General features: G+C 48.8%; 21 protein-coding genes and 1 pseudogene. 16 read left to right on the forward strand and 6 right to left on the reverse strand.

Annotated elements, in window-relative coordinates; translation table 11 throughout:
* Positions 1 to 575, forward strand: a 575-nt coding sequence (locus RTK32_RS08405; RefSeq protein WP_312043003.1) for a hypothetical protein, incomplete at its 5' end; no start/stop codon positions are given.
* A 100-nt stretch (positions 576 to 675) separates the two neighbouring features.
* Here RTK32_RS08405 and RTK32_RS08410 read toward each other — a convergent pair.
* Both RTK32_RS08410 and RTK32_RS08415 read right to left on the reverse strand, forming a co-directional pair.
* Complete coding sequence (locus RTK32_RS08410; RefSeq protein ID WP_312043004.1) at positions 676 to 1,689, reverse strand: tyrosine-type recombinase/integrase; 1,014 nt, start codon at positions 1,687 to 1,689, stop codon at positions 676 to 678.
* Between the two features lie 8 nt (positions 1,690 to 1,697).
* Entirely contained in the window at positions 1,698 to 2,303 is a 606-nt protein-coding gene (locus RTK32_RS08415) for a phage repressor protein CI (protein ID WP_312043005.1), read from the reverse strand.
* Positions 2,304 to 2,392: 89 nt separating this feature from the next.
* Here RTK32_RS08415 and RTK32_RS08420 point away from each other — a divergent pair, with 89 nt between their 5' ends.
* The 6 genes from RTK32_RS08420 to RTK32_RS08445 all read left to right on the forward strand — a co-directional run bounded on the left by RTK32_RS08420 (position 2,393) and on the right by RTK32_RS08445 (position 4,197).
* The gene (locus tag RTK32_RS08420) at positions 2,393 to 2,629 is read left to right on the forward strand and encodes a regulator (RefSeq protein ID WP_312043006.1); all 237 of its coding nucleotides are present in this window, start codon (positions 2,393 to 2,395) and stop codon (positions 2,627 to 2,629) included.
* A gap of 34 nt (positions 2,630 to 2,663) precedes the next feature.
* Positions 2,664 to 3,173: a phage regulatory CII family protein gene (locus RTK32_RS08425; protein WP_312043007.1), complete on the forward strand. Its 510-nt coding sequence runs from the start codon at positions 2,664 to 2,666 to the stop codon at positions 3,171 to 3,173.
* Positions 3,174 to 3,182: 9 nt separating this feature from the next.
* On the forward strand, positions 3,183 to 3,386 hold the full coding sequence (locus tag RTK32_RS08430; protein ID WP_312043008.1) for a phage filamentation protein Fil family protein: 204 nt from the start codon (positions 3,183 to 3,185) through the stop codon (positions 3,384 to 3,386).
* A complete protein-coding gene (locus RTK32_RS08435; RefSeq protein ID WP_312043009.1) occupies positions 3,323 to 3,664 on the forward strand; it encodes a DUF5347 family protein in 342 nt (113 codons plus the stop codon). The genes RTK32_RS08430 and RTK32_RS08435 overlap by 64 nt, the downstream gene beginning before the upstream one ends.
* Positions 3,665 to 3,733: 69 nt before the next feature.
* A complete protein-coding gene (locus RTK32_RS08440) occupies positions 3,734 to 3,961 on the forward strand; it encodes a DUF2732 family protein (RefSeq protein WP_312043010.1) in 228 nt (75 codons plus the stop codon).
* On the forward strand, positions 3,961 to 4,197 hold the full coding sequence (locus tag RTK32_RS08445; RefSeq protein WP_312043011.1) for a TraR/DksA family transcriptional regulator: 237 nt from the start codon (positions 3,961 to 3,963) through the stop codon (positions 4,195 to 4,197). The genes RTK32_RS08440 and RTK32_RS08445 overlap by 1 nt, the downstream gene beginning before the upstream one ends.
* A gap of 68 nt (positions 4,198 to 4,265) precedes the next feature.
* Here RTK32_RS08445 and RTK32_RS08450 read toward each other — a convergent pair whose 3' ends face one another.
* On the reverse strand, positions 4,266 to 4,574 hold the full coding sequence (locus RTK32_RS08450; protein ID WP_312043012.1) for a hypothetical protein: 309 nt from the start codon (positions 4,572 to 4,574) through the stop codon (positions 4,266 to 4,268).
* Positions 4,575 to 4,646: 72 nt separating this feature from the next.
* Between RTK32_RS08450 and RTK32_RS08455 the strand changes: the two are divergent.
* The 5 genes and pseudogenes from RTK32_RS08455 to RTK32_RS08475 all read left to right on the forward strand — a co-directional run bounded on the left by RTK32_RS08455 (position 4,647) and on the right by RTK32_RS08475 (position 8,624).
* Positions 4,647 to 6,597: pseudogene (locus RTK32_RS08455) on the forward strand (replication endonuclease).
* 99 nt (positions 6,598 to 6,696) lie between these two features.
* Positions 6,697 to 6,888 (forward strand): hypothetical protein, encoded by a 192-nt coding sequence (locus RTK32_RS08460; protein ID WP_312043013.1) that lies wholly within the window; start codon positions 6,697 to 6,699, stop codon positions 6,886 to 6,888.
* A 334-nt stretch (positions 6,889 to 7,222) separates the two neighbouring features.
* Positions 7,223 to 7,693, forward strand: coding sequence for a GNAT family N-acetyltransferase (locus tag RTK32_RS08465; protein WP_312043014.1), 471 nt, complete (start codon positions 7,223 to 7,225; stop codon positions 7,691 to 7,693).
* A complete protein-coding gene (locus tag RTK32_RS08470; RefSeq protein WP_312043015.1) occupies positions 7,694 to 8,275 on the forward strand; it encodes a hypothetical protein in 582 nt (193 codons plus the stop codon).
* Positions 8,253 to 8,624, forward strand: coding sequence for an ASCH domain-containing protein (locus tag RTK32_RS08475; protein ID WP_312043016.1), 372 nt, complete (start codon positions 8,253 to 8,255; stop codon positions 8,622 to 8,624). Before RTK32_RS08470 ends, RTK32_RS08475 begins: the two co-directional genes overlap by 23 nt.
* Here the strand turns inward: RTK32_RS08475 and RTK32_RS08480 are convergent.
* A complete protein-coding gene (locus tag RTK32_RS08480; protein WP_312043017.1) occupies positions 8,621 to 9,166 on the reverse strand; it encodes an ATP-binding protein in 546 nt (181 codons plus the stop codon). The genes RTK32_RS08475 and RTK32_RS08480 overlap by 4 nt on opposite strands.
* A 63-nt stretch (positions 9,167 to 9,229) precedes the next feature.
* On the opposite strand from RTK32_RS08480, the gene RTK32_RS08485 reads away from it, so the two are divergent.
* Together RTK32_RS08485 and RTK32_RS08490 are read left to right on the forward strand one after the other, a co-directional pair.
* Entirely contained in the window at positions 9,230 to 9,607 is a 378-nt protein-coding gene (locus RTK32_RS08485; RefSeq protein ID WP_312043018.1) for a hypothetical protein, read from the forward strand.
* Positions 9,608 to 9,616: 9 nt separating this feature from the next.
* Positions 9,617 to 10,402, forward strand: a complete 786-nt coding sequence (locus RTK32_RS08490; protein WP_312043019.1) for a putative phage abortive infection protein — start codon at positions 9,617 to 9,619, stop codon at positions 10,400 to 10,402.
* Positions 10,403 to 10,407: 5 nt separating this feature from the next.
* Here RTK32_RS08490 and RTK32_RS08495 read toward each other — a convergent pair whose 3' ends face one another.
* A complete protein-coding gene (locus tag RTK32_RS08495; protein WP_312043020.1) occupies positions 10,408 to 11,442 on the reverse strand; it encodes a phage portal protein in 1,035 nt (344 codons plus the stop codon).
* A complete protein-coding gene (locus tag RTK32_RS08500; RefSeq protein WP_312043023.1) occupies positions 11,442 to 13,208 on the reverse strand; it encodes a terminase ATPase subunit family protein in 1,767 nt (588 codons plus the stop codon). Before RTK32_RS08500 ends, RTK32_RS08495 begins: the two co-directional genes overlap by 1 nt.
* Before the next feature lie 142 nt (positions 13,209 to 13,350).
* Here RTK32_RS08500 and RTK32_RS08505 point away from each other — a divergent pair, with 142 nt between their 5' ends.
* Entirely contained in the window at positions 13,351 to 14,208 is an 858-nt protein-coding gene (locus RTK32_RS08505) for a GPO family capsid scaffolding protein (RefSeq protein WP_312043021.1), read from the forward strand.
* Between the two features lie 44 nt (positions 14,209 to 14,252).
* Positions 14,253 to 15,422 carry a phage major capsid protein, P2 family gene (locus RTK32_RS08510; RefSeq protein ID WP_312043022.1) on the forward strand — a complete coding sequence of 390 codons (1,170 nt, stop codon included), beginning with the start codon at positions 14,253 to 14,255 and terminating at the stop codon, positions 15,420 to 15,422.
* Positions 15,423 to 15,516 lie beyond the last annotated feature (94 nt).

Genomic DNA, 15,516 nt, shown 5'->3' on the forward strand with positions numbered 1-15,516 from the left:
TAATCCCTGCTTACTATTACCCTTATTTTATCAAAGTTAAGATTGATCATCTTGAATTTGAAGAATCAAATCCTAAATATCCTACCATAGAAGATGCGCTTGCATTTTTGGATGTAGGAGAAATTATAGTTGATAGAGTCTTTGAAGGGGGAGAAGATAAATTTAGGATGGTAGGTGTTTCGAGGACTAATCCGGACACAAAAAGTTATCCTTTTTACTTTTTAAACGAAATAAATAGGTTCATGTTCCTTGAGTCAAGAGATTATAATCCCATATCTGTTATTGTCGATTACTGGTCCATAAATAAAATGGATGATTCTCATTACTTTAAGTTAATTAATTCAATTGTTAAAAAAGTAGAACGATATGGCCACGATACATATGAAATAGATATTAGTGATTTCGTTATTCTTTTTCCCGGTTTAATTGCTCATGTAGAAAAATTTATTGATGACACTTGTGTGTTGATTGATAAAATATTAAAAAGTTACGATGCGGCTATATCAACAATTAACGCTAAAAATATTACCACTCAAAAAATGATCATGTCGTTAATGCAAGCGAAGAAAAAATAAAAAATTACTCGATAATGCTTGAAAGCGTAAATTACACAGATGAATTTACGCTTTTTTTAATGAGAACCATAAGGAGCAGTTATTTAACTAGAGGTTATAATTATATCCGATTTAAAGGGTTGAGCGATCGAGCTTCAGCTAAATGATCCGGCGCAAAATGCGCATAACGCATCGTCACCTTGATATCCGTATGTCCCAATATCCGCTGAAGCACCAGAATATTGCCGCCGTTCATCATAAAATGAGACGCAAAAGTGTGACGTAGCACATGTGTTAGCTGTCCCGCTGGCGTTTCAATACCTGCACGCTGCATAGCCTTTCTGAAAGCTGAATAACATGGCGTGAAAAGAGGCTGCGCTTTGCGGTTAGCAGGTAGTTCTGCCAGTAATTTTTCTGTTATCGGCACCGCCCGGTTTTTCTTGCCTTTGGTTTTCACATAAATGATCTGACCCGCCCGTACCTGATTTCCCTTCAGGCCTTCTGCCTCACTCCATCGTGCGCCAGTTGACAGGCAGATTTTCACAATGGTAGTTAAATCTTTAGAACGGCTGTTCTCACATTCGGCCAGTAGCGTGCGGATTTCCTCAATGGTGAGATATGACATCTCCGACTCACTGATTTTAAACTCGCGCACATTCTCAAGCGGATTGGGTGCGGTCCATTCATCCAATCGGCGCAGTTCGTTAAACATCGCCCTGAAATATGCCAGCTCTAAATTGACCGTGCGAGGCGTTACCGTTTTAACTCGGGTGGAACGTGTGATCTTCCCGCTTAACCGCTGCTCGCGATAAGACGCAAAAATTTTCGCGTTAAACTCGGTGGCGAGTGGATTACCCATCGCCTCGCAAGCGAACGCCATTGTGGTTCGCCGCTTCTCGCCATCCGACAACGTGATGCCATGCGTGTTGAACCACAATTCAACCAGCTCAATTACCCGGCGCTTATCTGTTTTATCTCCCAACCAAGGTTTATCCTGCGCCTGATCTTTGATGTGCTTCTCAAAAGATAGGGCTTCGCCTTTGGTCACAAACTGGCGGCGGATGCGTTTACCATCGCGCCCGTTTGGGAAAACCTGAGCCTGCCATTTCCCATTGGCTAATTTACTTACAGCCATATCCTGCCTTACAGATATTCGGTGCGAGCAACAACTTTACCCAGCACTTTGATGTCTTCTGCCTTACATTCAAAAGACGCTTTGCCGTTCTCCACGCGAATCCGGCCGCCCGGAAAGCGATAGAGTTCTTTCACGCTAACAAGGTTATCAATCTCGATTAACCACAGGCCATCAGTTACATCAACTTCAGTCTCATCGACTAAATAATTTAGCTTCTCAAATGTGATCAACAACGGTGATACAACATCACTTGGCAGGAGGCTTGAGTCGTATTCAACCCAATCTGATGTTGAAAAATTCCCATTTGTGATTTTTTTGTGTTTGATCTTGGCTGATGCAGCATCTTGAATTGTGTTTTTTGCATCACCATGACCGTAGGTAAGCCACTCAAGCGAAGTGCCCGTTTCCATTGAGCAAATCAATACCCAATCAGCAGGAAAATTCCCACGCATTATGCGGTTAGCCATGGTGCTCTGTGACACGTTTAAGTGGCGGCAAAGCGCCTGGCGCGATGAGAAACCGTATGCCTGAACGATGCGCTCAATGGGTTCTTTACCACCCTCTGGTAAAGTAGGCGCTTTACGACTCGTAAAATCTTTCGTTGACCTTTCCAATTTGTGATCCTAATATTCACTCGTCGTATGGCGACGTGTTTAATAGTGATAAATAGAGTTGGCTAAAACTCAACAGAGGATAGTGCATCATGACCCGTAAACTTTCAATACGCCCATCAATCAATCTGGTCATCTCCGAACCGTACATTACGGTTGAAGAGTTCTGCCGTCGCACTGGCTACAAGGAAGGCACCGTGCGCCAGATGTACCGCGAGAACCGTCTGCCCATCCGGAAGAAAGAGGGCGTTAACGGTCTCATCGAAATCAATATGGTTGCTCTAACTATCGAAGCAGCAGCTGGCTGCGAAATCACAATGCAGGGTTGATGTATCCATATTGGGATAACGATAGGGAATAATCATGTTTGATTTTCGTGTTTCCACACATACCGACTACGAAGATGCCTGCCGCAAGTTTGCGCTCACGCACAACATGACGGAGCTGGCGCAGCGGGCGGGTATGAAAGTGCAGATCCTGCGCAACAAGCTGAACCCGGAACAGGTGCATCAGCTGACCGTTCCAGAAGTGCTGTTGCTTACCGATCTGGCTGAAGACGCCACGCTGATGGACGGCATGCTGGCGCAGCTACAGTGTCTGCCCTGCGTCCCGGTTAACGAGCTGGCAAAAGAGAAGTTTCCGACCTACGTGCTGAAGGCAACCGCCGAAGTCGGTACTATGGCTGCCAGCGCTGCCAACCCGGAGCGTATCACAGCAACCTGCCGTCGCGGCATTATGGAAGCCGCTAATACCGGGATCCGCTGCATGATGCTGGCCGCGCTGGCCGTGCAAAACCGCGTTCACTCTAACCCGACCTTAGCCTCAACCGTTGACGCAATCAGCGGGCTGGGTGCTTCGATTGGCATCAGCTGAGGGCGCGCGATGATTTCATTTGCGGTATACCTCAAGCGTCAGAGTCCGTCGATGTCATACGGGCATGGCTGGATTTTGGGCGAGAACGGCAGGCGCTGGCATCCGGAACTGATCCAGCAGGTACAGGTAAAAGAGCAAAGAGGTAAAGCATGGCTATCGAGGGCGATTCAATGCTGGTCGAGCTTACTGCCGGCCAACGGGTTTCGGCGCTAAATCACGTTGCCTTAATCCGCGCGCAGCTGATGGGCGGCAACTGTGAAAAAGATATGGCTCGTTTTTTCTCTGAAATGCGCGATGTGACAGACAGTAAATACCAGGACAACAAGCGCGCGCTGAGCGCGATTCTCTTCCTGGCTGGCATCGGTAAGGACAGGCACGCCGCTGAATTTAGTGAACTGACTACTGATGAAAGAAAGGCGCTTATTGGGGCAATGAATCATCTAAAAGCAGTAGTGAGTTTATTTCCGAAGCGAATGGCTCTACCTAATTAAATAACCCCAAGCAAATAAATGGCGTAAACCCGCCGGGCATTCTTTTGCCTGAATTATGGAGAGTGGAAAATGCAAAATATCGAACCGCATGATTTTGAAGCAATTGATTTCGTACTTGAGTCCTTATTAATAGAAGTCCGAAAGGAAGAACGCAAAGACCGTGCTTTGGCAGTTTCAATGCGTCTTGAGGCTCTGGCTACCCACATCATCCAAAAAGGTCTGAGTGGGGCAGACGCTGCTGATTTGCTACGTCGTGAAGCAGAGCGTTATGAGAAACAGTCTTTGGAGCTGCACTAATGGCTGATTCAATGGATCTCGTTCAGGCTCGTGTGCAGGAAGAACTGGCGCGCAACCTTGCCAATGCAACTCATCGTCAGAGTGGCATCAGTGAGTTCTTCTGTCTTTCATGCGGTGAAGAAATTCCGGAAGCACGCCGCCGAGCAATTTCAAGCGTTCAGCGCTGCGTTACCTGTCAGGAAATCAGTGAGCTGAGAACAGTCCACTACAAAAAAGAGGCATTGAGAAATGAGTAACTCACTGATAACGGCAGAGGCGTTTAACGTTGCTTCTGCCGCTCTTAAGTATGCTTCGAAGACAAACGTTAAAGAGGCTGCTGCCGAGTTGGAAAGGCTTTTTTATAGTCCTGCTGAGTTGCATAAATTGCATCATATCCGCGATATGTTGCATCTGGAGCCAGGGCATTCACTAAATCAATCGAACACAAAAAATTAGATGTTTGAATATATTCCCCCATCCCTGAACAGATAATTGAACGATATAGAAAGCCATCATGGAATAGGGCGATTTTGTACGATATTGAGTCAATTCCATAACTTTGCTTTTTAAGCCAGTCGCTGACTATCTGATCGTGTGGTGGGGGAGTTATGTCGGTTAAATAGCGGTCTTTCATAGTTATCCCGAGGTTGTTTTGAATCAGTGGATTGAGCAAGAGAAAAATGGAGATTATCACGCTGCGCTAAAAATGCAGCATGATGTTTTTGGTACTAAAATCCCCCATGGTATTACCCTCACTGAGCTTCGGCTATGGCACGCAGATACCGAGGATCATAAATGGAGAAGCCAGTATCTACATGAAATGCCTGACTATCTGGCTGGCTATTTTGGTGAGCGCTATCAGAAGCTGCTGGCTGGAAATCAGGGTCGTCGTCGTGCCAATGCATTTCTGCGCCAGACCATCGGGCAGAGTGTATTGCCACGCTTGCAGCTTGTTCGAAGCCGCTACCAACTGGCTGACTCCGCGCAATTTGACCTGCCATTTATAAAGCAGCTCGATCGCCTGGCCACTCTAGACCGTCAGCGTATTCGTGATCTGGCATACAAGGTCGGCTCATTCCTTTCCCAAAGCTTGGCTGAATTCGTGGGTAAGATTTCGATGCCAGAGGATTCAGACGAGCTTGCTGTGACGCTTGTTGGTTATCGCTACATCGCAGAGCTTACGGCGCTCACCGGCACGCAACCGCCATACTGGGCCGAATTCAATTCCAAAAAGGGTGAACTGGCTTTGCGTAAGGCTCAGTCAGGCCTACTCCGCATGATGGCGCCGGAATGGTGGCGCGGACGCCTGAAGAGAATGCGCGATCTACAGCGTGAGCACATGGCGATTGCTGTGGGCCAGGTACAGAAATCCGCATCGCCTTACGTTTCACGCGGCACCATGGGCGAGTGGGTTGAGCAGAAGAAACGAAACCGTGAATTTTTCAAACGCTTCGACCTGATCAACAGTGAAGGTGACCGCATTGCGCTGGAGGATATGGTCAACCGCAGCAATGCGAACCCGGCAGTACGCCGCTGTGAATTGATGGTGCGTATGCGCGGGTTTGAAGATATTGCGCAAGAGACCGGCTGTGTAGGGGAGTTTTATACGCTTACCGCACCGTCAAAGTACCACGCTGTTTATAGCAAGGGCGGTTTTGTCTCTCAATGGAACGGGGCCAGCCCACGGGATACGCAGCGCTATCTCTGCAAAGTCTGGTCAAAAATCCGTGCTGCTTTATCCCGCGAAGATATCCATGTATTTGGTTTTCGTGTGGTGGAGCCTCATCACGACGGCACTCCGCATTGGCATATGTTGTTGTTCATGATGCCGGAGCATAAACAACGCGTTCACGACATCATAGCCCGCTATGCCCGTGAAGAAGATGCACACGAAATGAATAGCGATGCCGCTCGCCGGGCCCGCTTCCACGTCGAAAGTATTGATCCCTCCAAAGGCAGCGCTACCGGCTACATCGCCAAATACATTTCCAAGAATATTGATGGTTACGCGCTTGATGGTGAGAAGGATGGCGAGACTGGCGAAAGCCTGCGTGACATGTCCAAAGCAGTATCTGCCTGGGCATCCCGTTGGTGTATCCGTCAGTTTCAGCAAATTGGTGGCGCGCCGGTAACGGTATGGCGTGAGTTGCGCCGTATGCGTGATCAACAACTGCCAGACCCGCGCATGGATGCGGTACTGGCTGCGGCAGATGTTGGCTGCTGGGCTTCTTATACACAGGCGCAGGGCGGCCCGCTCGTTTCACGTGAGGATTTGGTCGTCCGCCTTTGCTATGAGATCACCGAGCAGGGAAATGAGTATGCAGAAGATGTCCAGCGTGTGCAGGGCATCTACTCGCCACAGGTTTACGGATCTGAAATCCCGACGCGTCTTGTTAAGTGGGAAAAGGTTTTCAAATTAGCCGAAGCGTCAGCGGAGGCAGGTTTTTCTGGCGGCAGCGCCGCCCCTTGGAGTTCTGTCAATAACTGTACGGGGCCGCAGCGTCGACGGTTAGAGCTGGAACTAAAAGCCCGGAGGATTAACAGCAGTGATGAAGAAATGAAGCTGCTTTTGATGGGAGCTGGCATTGATGCAGGGGCGACAAAGGCGTCTTTTTTACCGGAACGGCAGGTTACTGGAGAAAAACATACGTGTCTGATCGCACCGGAGTAGGCACATCGAAAGTAAAAAAGTGTTTCACATGTCCATGAAATTTTATACTGTATATGTATACAGTATCGCTTCCAAAGGAGGGAACATGCAGGATGAACTTCTGGACTCGGTAAAACTCCAGCGTATTGATTTCTTTTTAAAACTTGTTGCTGTCAGTGATTGTAGTGAGGATGAAAAACGCCTCGCTATTGAGTGGGTTTCAGAACTCACAGACGAGCTTATGGCACGGCTTCGTAACTATGAATACAGTCGCTCAATGCAGGTGTCGGAGCAGTAAATGGCAGCGCTGACGGATGACTGCCGGCAGTGCATGACTATGCCGCATGAATTCGCATGATCCCAAAAGGATCTCGGATGCTCAGGCCTGCCAGTCTTGGCGGGCCTTTGCATGTCTCATGCAGATGCATGAAAACCGCTACATGAAGCGGGCAGGCGTGGCGGGGCTACGAGCGCGCGCCGTAATGTTTGAAATCAGAACTTCTGAAATTAAGGACAATTTTAGAAGATGTTGATAAACTCGATAAGGCAGACTGGTTTAGTTCCTCCAAAGAGGAATATCAGATATTGATGATATCAACTTGAAAACCTAACATTTAAAGTTGGAGACTTGGATGTCTATCGAAGAAAAGTATTTTCATAACATTAACTTAAATTCCGATTTTTTTAATTCTTTAAGGGCAGACTACGAAGGTTTTGACGAATGGTTTATCTTAAAGTCAGAAAGTAAAGCTTATGTGTCTTATAATGAAGCAGGAGAGATGGATGGTTTTTTATATCTTAAAATTGAGAATGAACCTATCAATGACACCAACCCAAAATTTCCTGCAAAACAAAGGGTTAAGCTAGGTACATTTAAAATAAACGCGCATGGCACTAAGTTAGGTGAAAGATTTGTAAGACTGGTTTTTCAGTTTGCGATGAATAATGGCTTAAAAGAGATTTATGTTACTATATTTGACAAGCATGCAGGCCTCATTACTCTTTTAAATCGTTATGGCTTTGAATTAAGAGCAAGGAAAATAAATCCGACTATCAATGGTCATGAAGGTGTCTATTTCAAAAGTTTAGAGTGGAGAGATTGAATGAGCTATGATAATTATCCTTTGGTAAAGCTAAATAATCGAAATTTTCTTTTGAGTATTTATCCTACCTGGCATACACGACTGTTCCCAGAATCAAAGCTCACAAATGAAGATGGAAGCTTAATTAGAGATATTTCACATACTAACAGTATCGAAAAAGTATACCTTACTGGAATGAGAGACACTCTTAAACTTCGTGCCGGTGATAACCTTCTTATTTATAGGACCAGCGATGGCAAAGGGCCTGCGCGTTACAGATCTGTTGCAACTTCTGTATGCGTAGTTCTCGATACAAAGGATATACGTGAATTTAAAAACTATACTGAATTCAAGCAATATTGTGGCCCTTATAGCGTCTTCTCTGAAGATGAACTTATGCTTCTCTACAATAAAAAGAATTACCCCACGATAATACGCTTTACTTATAACTTTCCTCTTGAAAAGAAAATTGTTAGAGATGAAATAATGACTATCACTGGATACACTGATGCAGATTATTGGGGTTTTTTGCCTCTTGATGACTTGCATTTTAAACGGATAATTTTAGATGGGGGCGTTAATGAAGGTTATATTGTCAATTAAACCAGAGTATGCCGAGCGCATATTGTCAGGTGAGAAAAAATTTGAATTCAGGAAAACAATATTTAAGAATAGAAATGTTGACACTGTCATAATTTATGCCACTATGCCAGTTGGTAAAGTCATAGGTGAATTTAAAGTGGGTGATATACTTGTGCTTTCCCCATCTGAACTATGGGATAAAACAAAAAACTACGCAGGTATAAGTCATAAGTTTTTTAAAGATTATTTTCATTGCAGAGATAAAGGGTTTGCTATCTCGGTAGAAAATCCCAAAAGATACGTGTCACCATTAGATTTAGACGATATATCCCCTGGGGCGAAAGCACCTCAATCTTTTCGATATGTTTAATTTTTTTGAGCGCTAATTAAAAAATCGCGCTCAAATTTATTTATTACAGATGTAAACTCTTCTAATGTAGGCGACGTTAATTTTTGTATTTGTATGTTAAGTTCGTTACAAATGTAAAAGGCGTTCTCCTGCTCTAGTTCTTTCAAATGCTCTAAATCATAGGATGGGTACTTACCGTCTCTTTCAAATATTCTTTTTTTAATGATGTCGATCGTGTTTTCAATTAGTACTACTGCATCTACATTAAGAGAGTTGATAACATTTAAATCTAATTTCTTTATTCCACCAACTTTCAGGGCTAAGCAGAAATGACCATCGAGAAGAATAGTTCTTTGCTCTTTTGCAAGAGAATTTAAAGCGGAAGCCAAAATTAACTGATTACGTTCTGCATCAGTGACCAACTTATCATTAGGTAGTGTAATTGAGCCATGTTCACGTATTAACTGGCTAGCACTCTTATGTATTACATTGTTTTTATTAGCATATTTCTCACAAAGGTACCCCTTACCAACACCATGAACACCTGCTATAAAAATCAACATGTAATACCTCTCAAGCCTTAGTTTTGTGATAGAATCATTATAAGTAAAAATACGGGGGAACCTATGAAATATCAAGCTCTTTCAATCCTTAAGCCTGCTGTGAATTTAATAGTAAATGGTGATAAAACCAGTGAGATTAGGTCATGGCTCCCTGCAGAAATGCCCCTAAAAAATATATTGCTTGTTCAGAACGATCGCTATCTTACGTCTGAAGAAGATGAGGAAGATGGCATATGCATGGCTATTGTAGATTTTATTGAATTCTCACCATGGACTGAGCAGAAAGCATCAAAAACCAGCGCTCTGTTAACGTTAGGTAGGACATGGAAGCCTGGTTATTTTGAATGGCGCATTGAAAATGTTAGAAAGCTTAGCAACCCTATGATATGCAAGGCTAAGAAAGGAATTTATGTGATAGATGTCGAGTCTAACTTATTTTAAGGTGAGCTTGTGATTAATAGGATCATGGAAAGAATTAGAAGGTTAAGTATTGTATTAGCTGGATTTATTATTTCATCTTCATTAATTGGTGCCGCTTTGTATTTTTATTACGATCATTTTGGTGATCGTCCAGTCAGTGGCTCGGTTGAAAAGTGGGGGCAGTTTGGCGACTATATCGGAGGCGTTCTTAATCCTGGGTTGAGTTTTATTTCTATAGTACTCGTTTGCTATACCCTTTATACCACGTCTCGGCAATCCTCTATTCAGTCATTTGAATCAGTTCTTTTTGAATTGATAAGGTTTCATAAAGAGCACCTGCAAAATGTAAAGGTGAAATATAATGATGTGACTTATTATGGAACTGATGCGTTAAGTTGGTGTGTAACTGAGGTAAAATTTAATTTCCGATTGATAAGTGATGATGAACAGCCGTCTCAGGTAAGGTTAATATCATCAATTGATGAATTCTATAAAAATGAAATTTTCTTTTCAAGTGCCGGTCATTATTTTAGGAATTTGTATCATATTTTTAAACATATCGATGGGTCGTCTTTTTTAACCTCGAAAGAAAAGGTCAAATACGCTAAGTTAGTTCGCGCGCAACTTTCATCAGTTGAGTCTGGAGCACTTATGCTGAACGGCTTATCAACCATAGGTGGTAGATCTAGAGCATATATTGAAAAATATTCTCTTTTGCAAGAGTATACTCTTGTCGGTGATTTTAAAGAAGAATTAGAGGCCTCAGGTGCTCTTAATATTTATGCACCCGAGGCATATGGAGATAAGTCTAATTAAAAATCTTAAGCTAAATCGTATGGTGAAAATTTAATAACATCTTCCTCCAGCCATTCATTCAGCTCTTCAAAGCGCCTTTGCAATGGGATGAGCTCGTTGCGCACAAACACTTTGCTGGCCTTCTCAATGTCACCAAACCCGCCCGTGTTGTTCGGAATAATCCCTATCAACTGAGGCGGCACACGATGCACGGCCAGCATGTCGTCGCGGCTCACGTTTTTGATGTTCAGAAATTCATCCTTCGCCGCCACCTCAGATAGCGGGATGATCTGGATGCCGTCTTTTTTCCCGTTCGGGCTGTACATAAACAGGTTGCGGAAGTTGCCTGGGCCCTTTGCGCTTTTCATGGCACCGCGGATATTGTCCACGTCCTGCTGGCTCTGTGCCGGGTCGGTCATGTACATGATGAAACCCGCATGGCTGCCGTTAAGGTAATACTTGCGGCGGAACAGCGTAGCCGACTCATTTAGCAGTGCCGACGGGATGGCAGACAGATAGCCCGGCAGGCCGTAAATCTCCTGATTGATATCCGGCTCCATCAGGTGAAACACGCTGCCCTTCTCGAACTCATACGGCTCCGTATTAATGCCATAGTGCGCATACCAGTAGGTGTCCAGGTCAAACCCGCGCCGGGTAAACTTCGCCAGCGACGGCTCCAGCTTCAGCACGTTACCGAGGCGGCTGGTCCGCTTCTCCAGATAGGCATTGCCGAAAATCAGGTAATCCAGCGCAAAGCGGCTGAAAGCCTGCTGACTCAGAAGCGGATGCGGGATAAAGGTACTAGCCAGAATATTGCACTTTACGCTGATGGGTGAGCTGTGATGCACGGCGGCGCGGAACGTGCGCGCCAGCCCGTCAACGCTTACGGGAGGTTCATACCAGCGATCATTGATAACGCACTCCACGTAATCCAGCAGTTCGCGGCGGTCCAGTACCGGGATCGGGTCGCCAAAGGTAAACGCCTCCGACGCTGCCGCGCTGGTCATGTTATCCGGCTGCGGCACGGGCTGCGTGCGGGTGCGGTTCCTGCGTTTGCTCATTAACAAATCTCCACAATGTTCTGCGTGTGTGCCGCCTGTCCCTGCAGCGGCTCGTTTGCCAGCGCGTGCATGGTCGCCCAGGCTAAATCGCCGTGGCTGACTTCCTCGCTGCGGCTGGTTTCATAGGTCGGACGGTTGCCGCTGGCCGTCGTGGCCTTGCGGATAGACATAAACGACTGCGCAATGTCGAGGTGGCTGGCGTCAAACTCCAGCCGCCCGCTGGCGATGGTGTCGTAAGCTTTCAGCACCAGGGCATTCTTAACGTTCGGGTTATAGACAAACTCCTTCACCTGCGGGAAAAATGCGTTGCCGTTCTCATACACGCCCAGCCCGACGCCGGTTGAGTCGATGCCGATATAGGTGACGTTATACTGCTGCGTCAGCGTCCTGATGGCGTCAGCCTGCGCCCGGAAGTCCATCCCGCGCCACTGGTGGCGCTCAAGGATGCGGAACTTGCCGCCCGGCACGGCAGGCGGTGCCATGACCACGCACCCGGCGCTGTCGCCGTTCTGCGTTCCCTTCGCCGGGTCATAGCCAATCCATACCTCTTTCCAGCCAAACGGGCGCAGCGCCAGCGCTTCAAAGTCGGTCCAGACTTCCCAGCTGTCCACCATGCATTTCTGCAGCATGGCCAGCTGGAACACCGACGCCAGATCGTCCATAAAGACGCACATCAGCAGGTTCTGGTAATCCTCCGGGCTGTAGCGCGTGCGCAGCTGCTCCAGGTCAAACAGGTCACAGCCGCCGCGCACCGCATCTTCAACGGTGACGATCTGGCGAAACTGGCCGTCTTCGCAGAGGCGACCGGCGGCGAGTGACTGATGGCTGAGGTCAATATCAACTTTGTCCGCTTTGGTCCGGCCTTTGTTGAACTGTGAACCGGACCAGAACGGATAGGCGCTGTGGGTGAGGCTGGACGGGGTGGAAAAGTAGGTTTCGCGCCACTTCTTGTGTAGCGCCATGCCGGACGCCACTTTCTGCAGTTCCTGAAACTTCGGTATCCAGAAATATTCATCCAGGTACAGATTGCCGTGATAGCTCTGCGCGGTGCGGGCGTTGGTGCCTAAGAAATACAGGCACGCGCCGTTGCTCAGCGTCATCGGGTCGCCCTTCAGGCCTACGTCCACCTCGCGGGCAAATTCAATGATGTACTGCTTGAACACGTACGCCTGCGCCTTACTGGCTGACAGGAATATCTGATTTCGTCCGGTGGTCAGCGCATCGATCAGCGCCTCGCGGGCAAAAAAGAAGGTGGCCCCGATCTGGCGCGACTTCAGCAGGTTGCGGACCGAATACTTATTTCCGGCCTCCCACCACTGGCGCTGATAGCCGAACATCGAGCCGTGGAAAACCTCCTGCAGCTTCTCAATCTGTTCGTCGCTGAAGAGGTTCTTTTCCGGGGGCTTACGCGGGCCTTTGTTGCGGTTCTCCACGTTCGGGTTCAGGTCCGCTTCATTGCCGCCATTACTGAATTTACCGATCCGGGCATGGCGCTCGGACTGCCGCGCCAGCAGGTCGATTTCCTTAAAGTCCTTCCCTTCCTTCTGCTCCTTCATGATGAGCTGGCAATAGCGCGCGGCGGTGGTCAGCTGCATCTGATCCAGCGGGCCATAGTCGCCCCACTTATCGCGCTTCTTCCAGCTGTGAACGGTTGCGGGTTTCTCTCCCAGCATTTCAGCAATGCGGGCGATTCGGTATCCCTGAAAGTACAGCAATAAAGCCTGCCTGCGGGGATCGCGGTCGTCGGGGGCGGGTGTCATGTTCATGCAGCCAAAATACGGCCCCGCCGCCGCCTTTTCCGCCATCCCTAATTGTGTGGTTTCCCGCACAACGTTCGCGCGTTGTTTCGATACCCCTGCCGCCGCAACCATAGGGCTTCACAGAGTTTTACTGACCGGAGCCTGGACAATGGCAAAGAAAGCAAAGCGTTTCCGTATCGGGGTGGAAGGTGCCACCACGGATGGGCGCACCATCGAGCGCAGCTGGCTTGAGCAGATGGCGGCAAATTACAGCCCTGAACTGTACACCGCCGTGATCAACATGGAGCACATCAAGGGCTACACGCCTGACAGCCCGTTTCGCCGCTTTGGCGTGGTAGAGGCGCTGGACGCCGAAGAAATCAGCGACGGCCCGCTGAAAGGCAAGCTAGGGCTGTATGCCCTGATCAACCCGACTGACGAGCTGGTCACGCTGACCGGCACCATGCAGAAAATCTTCACCTCTATGGAAATCCGCCCGGAGTTCGCGGACACCGGCGCGGCCTATCTGATTGGCCTGGCCGTGACTGACGATCCGGCCAGCCTCGGCACCGAAATGCTGCAGTTCAGCGCCAGCGCCGGGGCGAACCCGCTGGCAAACCGCAAGCAGCATCCAGACAACGTTTTCTCTGCCGCTGAAGAAACCCTGATCGAGTTTGAGGACGTGGCCGACGTAAAGCCCGCCCTGTTTACCCGCATCAAGGCGATGTTCAGCAAACAGCAGCAGACCGACGCGGCCCGCTTCAGCGACGTGCATCAGGCCGTTGAGCTTATCGCCACCGAGCAGCAGGACCTGAGCGCGCGCATTGAAACGGCGCTGAGCGAACAAGCTGACAACCTGAAATCGCATTTCAGCAGTGCGCTGGGTGAGGAAGTGCTGAAGCGCGAGCAGCTGCAGGCGGAATTCACCGAACTGCAGCAGCAGCTGAGCCGGGAAGATGGCCGCCAGCAGGTCCGCCCGCGCACGCAGGGTAACGGCAGCGGCGGCGAAGTACGCACCGACTGCTGATACAGAGGCGGCAAACCTTTTTAACGAACAGAGAAAGCAAAGCGATGAAAAATACTACCCGTTTTAAGCTGAATGCTTACATGTCGGTGCTGGCAGAAATCAACAAGATTGACCTGTCCGCGCTGAACAGCAAATTCACCATTGAGCCGTCCGTGTCGCAGACGCTGGAAAGCAAAATTCAGGAGTCGTCCGCGTTCCTGCAGGCCATCAACATCATGCCGGTCAGTGAGCAGAGCGGCGAACGGCTGGGGCTGGGAATCGGGACCACCATTGCGGGCACCACCGATACCACCCAGAAAGAGCGTGAGCCGACCGATCCGACCTACATCGACGGCGACGGCTACAAATGTACGCAGACCAACTTTGACACGGCGCTGCCTTATTCAAAGCTGGACATGTGGGCGAAGTTCAGCGATTTCCAGGTGCGCATCCGCGACGCCATCGTGAAGCGCCAGGCGCTGGACCGCATCATGATCGGTTTCAACGGCCTGAAGCGTGAGAAAACCTCCAACCGCGTACAAAACCCGCTGCTGCAGGACGTGAATATCGGCTGGCTGGAAAAAATCCGCCAGGAAAAACCGGCGCAGGTGCTGGGTCAGCACATCGGTGACGACGGCAAGGTGGTGTCGGACAAAATCACCGTGGGTAAAAACGGCCTGTTCCGTAACCTGGACGCAGTGGTGATGGGTGCTGTATCGGAAAAAATCGGCGTTCAGTATCAAGACGACACCGAACTGGTAGTGATCTGCGGACGCCAGCTGCTGGCTGACAAGTATTTCCCGCTGGTCAATCAGAGCCAGCCCAACACCGAAGCGCTGGCCGCTGATCTGATCATTAGCCAGAAGCGCATCGGTGGCCTGCAGGCAGTCCGTGCGCCGTACTTCCCTGCAAATGCGCTGCTGATCACCCGCCTGGATAATCTGTCCATCTACTGGCAGGAAGAAACACGCCGCCGCTCCATCATCGACAACCCGAAGCGTGACCGCATCGAAAACCTTGAGTCGGTCAACGAGGCTTACGTGGTCGAGGACTACGACTGCACCTGCCTGGTGGAAAACATCGAGCTGCTGGAGCAGGAGCCGGAAAAAGAACCGGGCGAAATGAGCGAAGCGGAAATCGCCCGCATCGCCGCCGTGGCGGCCAGCGTGGTCAAGTCCATGAGCGGCGCAGGTGACTCAACCGCCGCCGGAGCTAACCCGAGCGCCGGAGCGTAACCCGTGACTAACCCTTTCCGCGCGCATACGCGCTTTATTCAGGCACAGGAGGCCGCCCGGGCGGGCGGCAGTGGCCGCAGCACAAAGGGCTATG

This window comes from Erwinia sp. (assembly GCF_031978025.1).
Classification (GTDB): domain Bacteria; phylum Pseudomonadota; class Gammaproteobacteria; order Enterobacterales; family Enterobacteriaceae; genus Erwinia.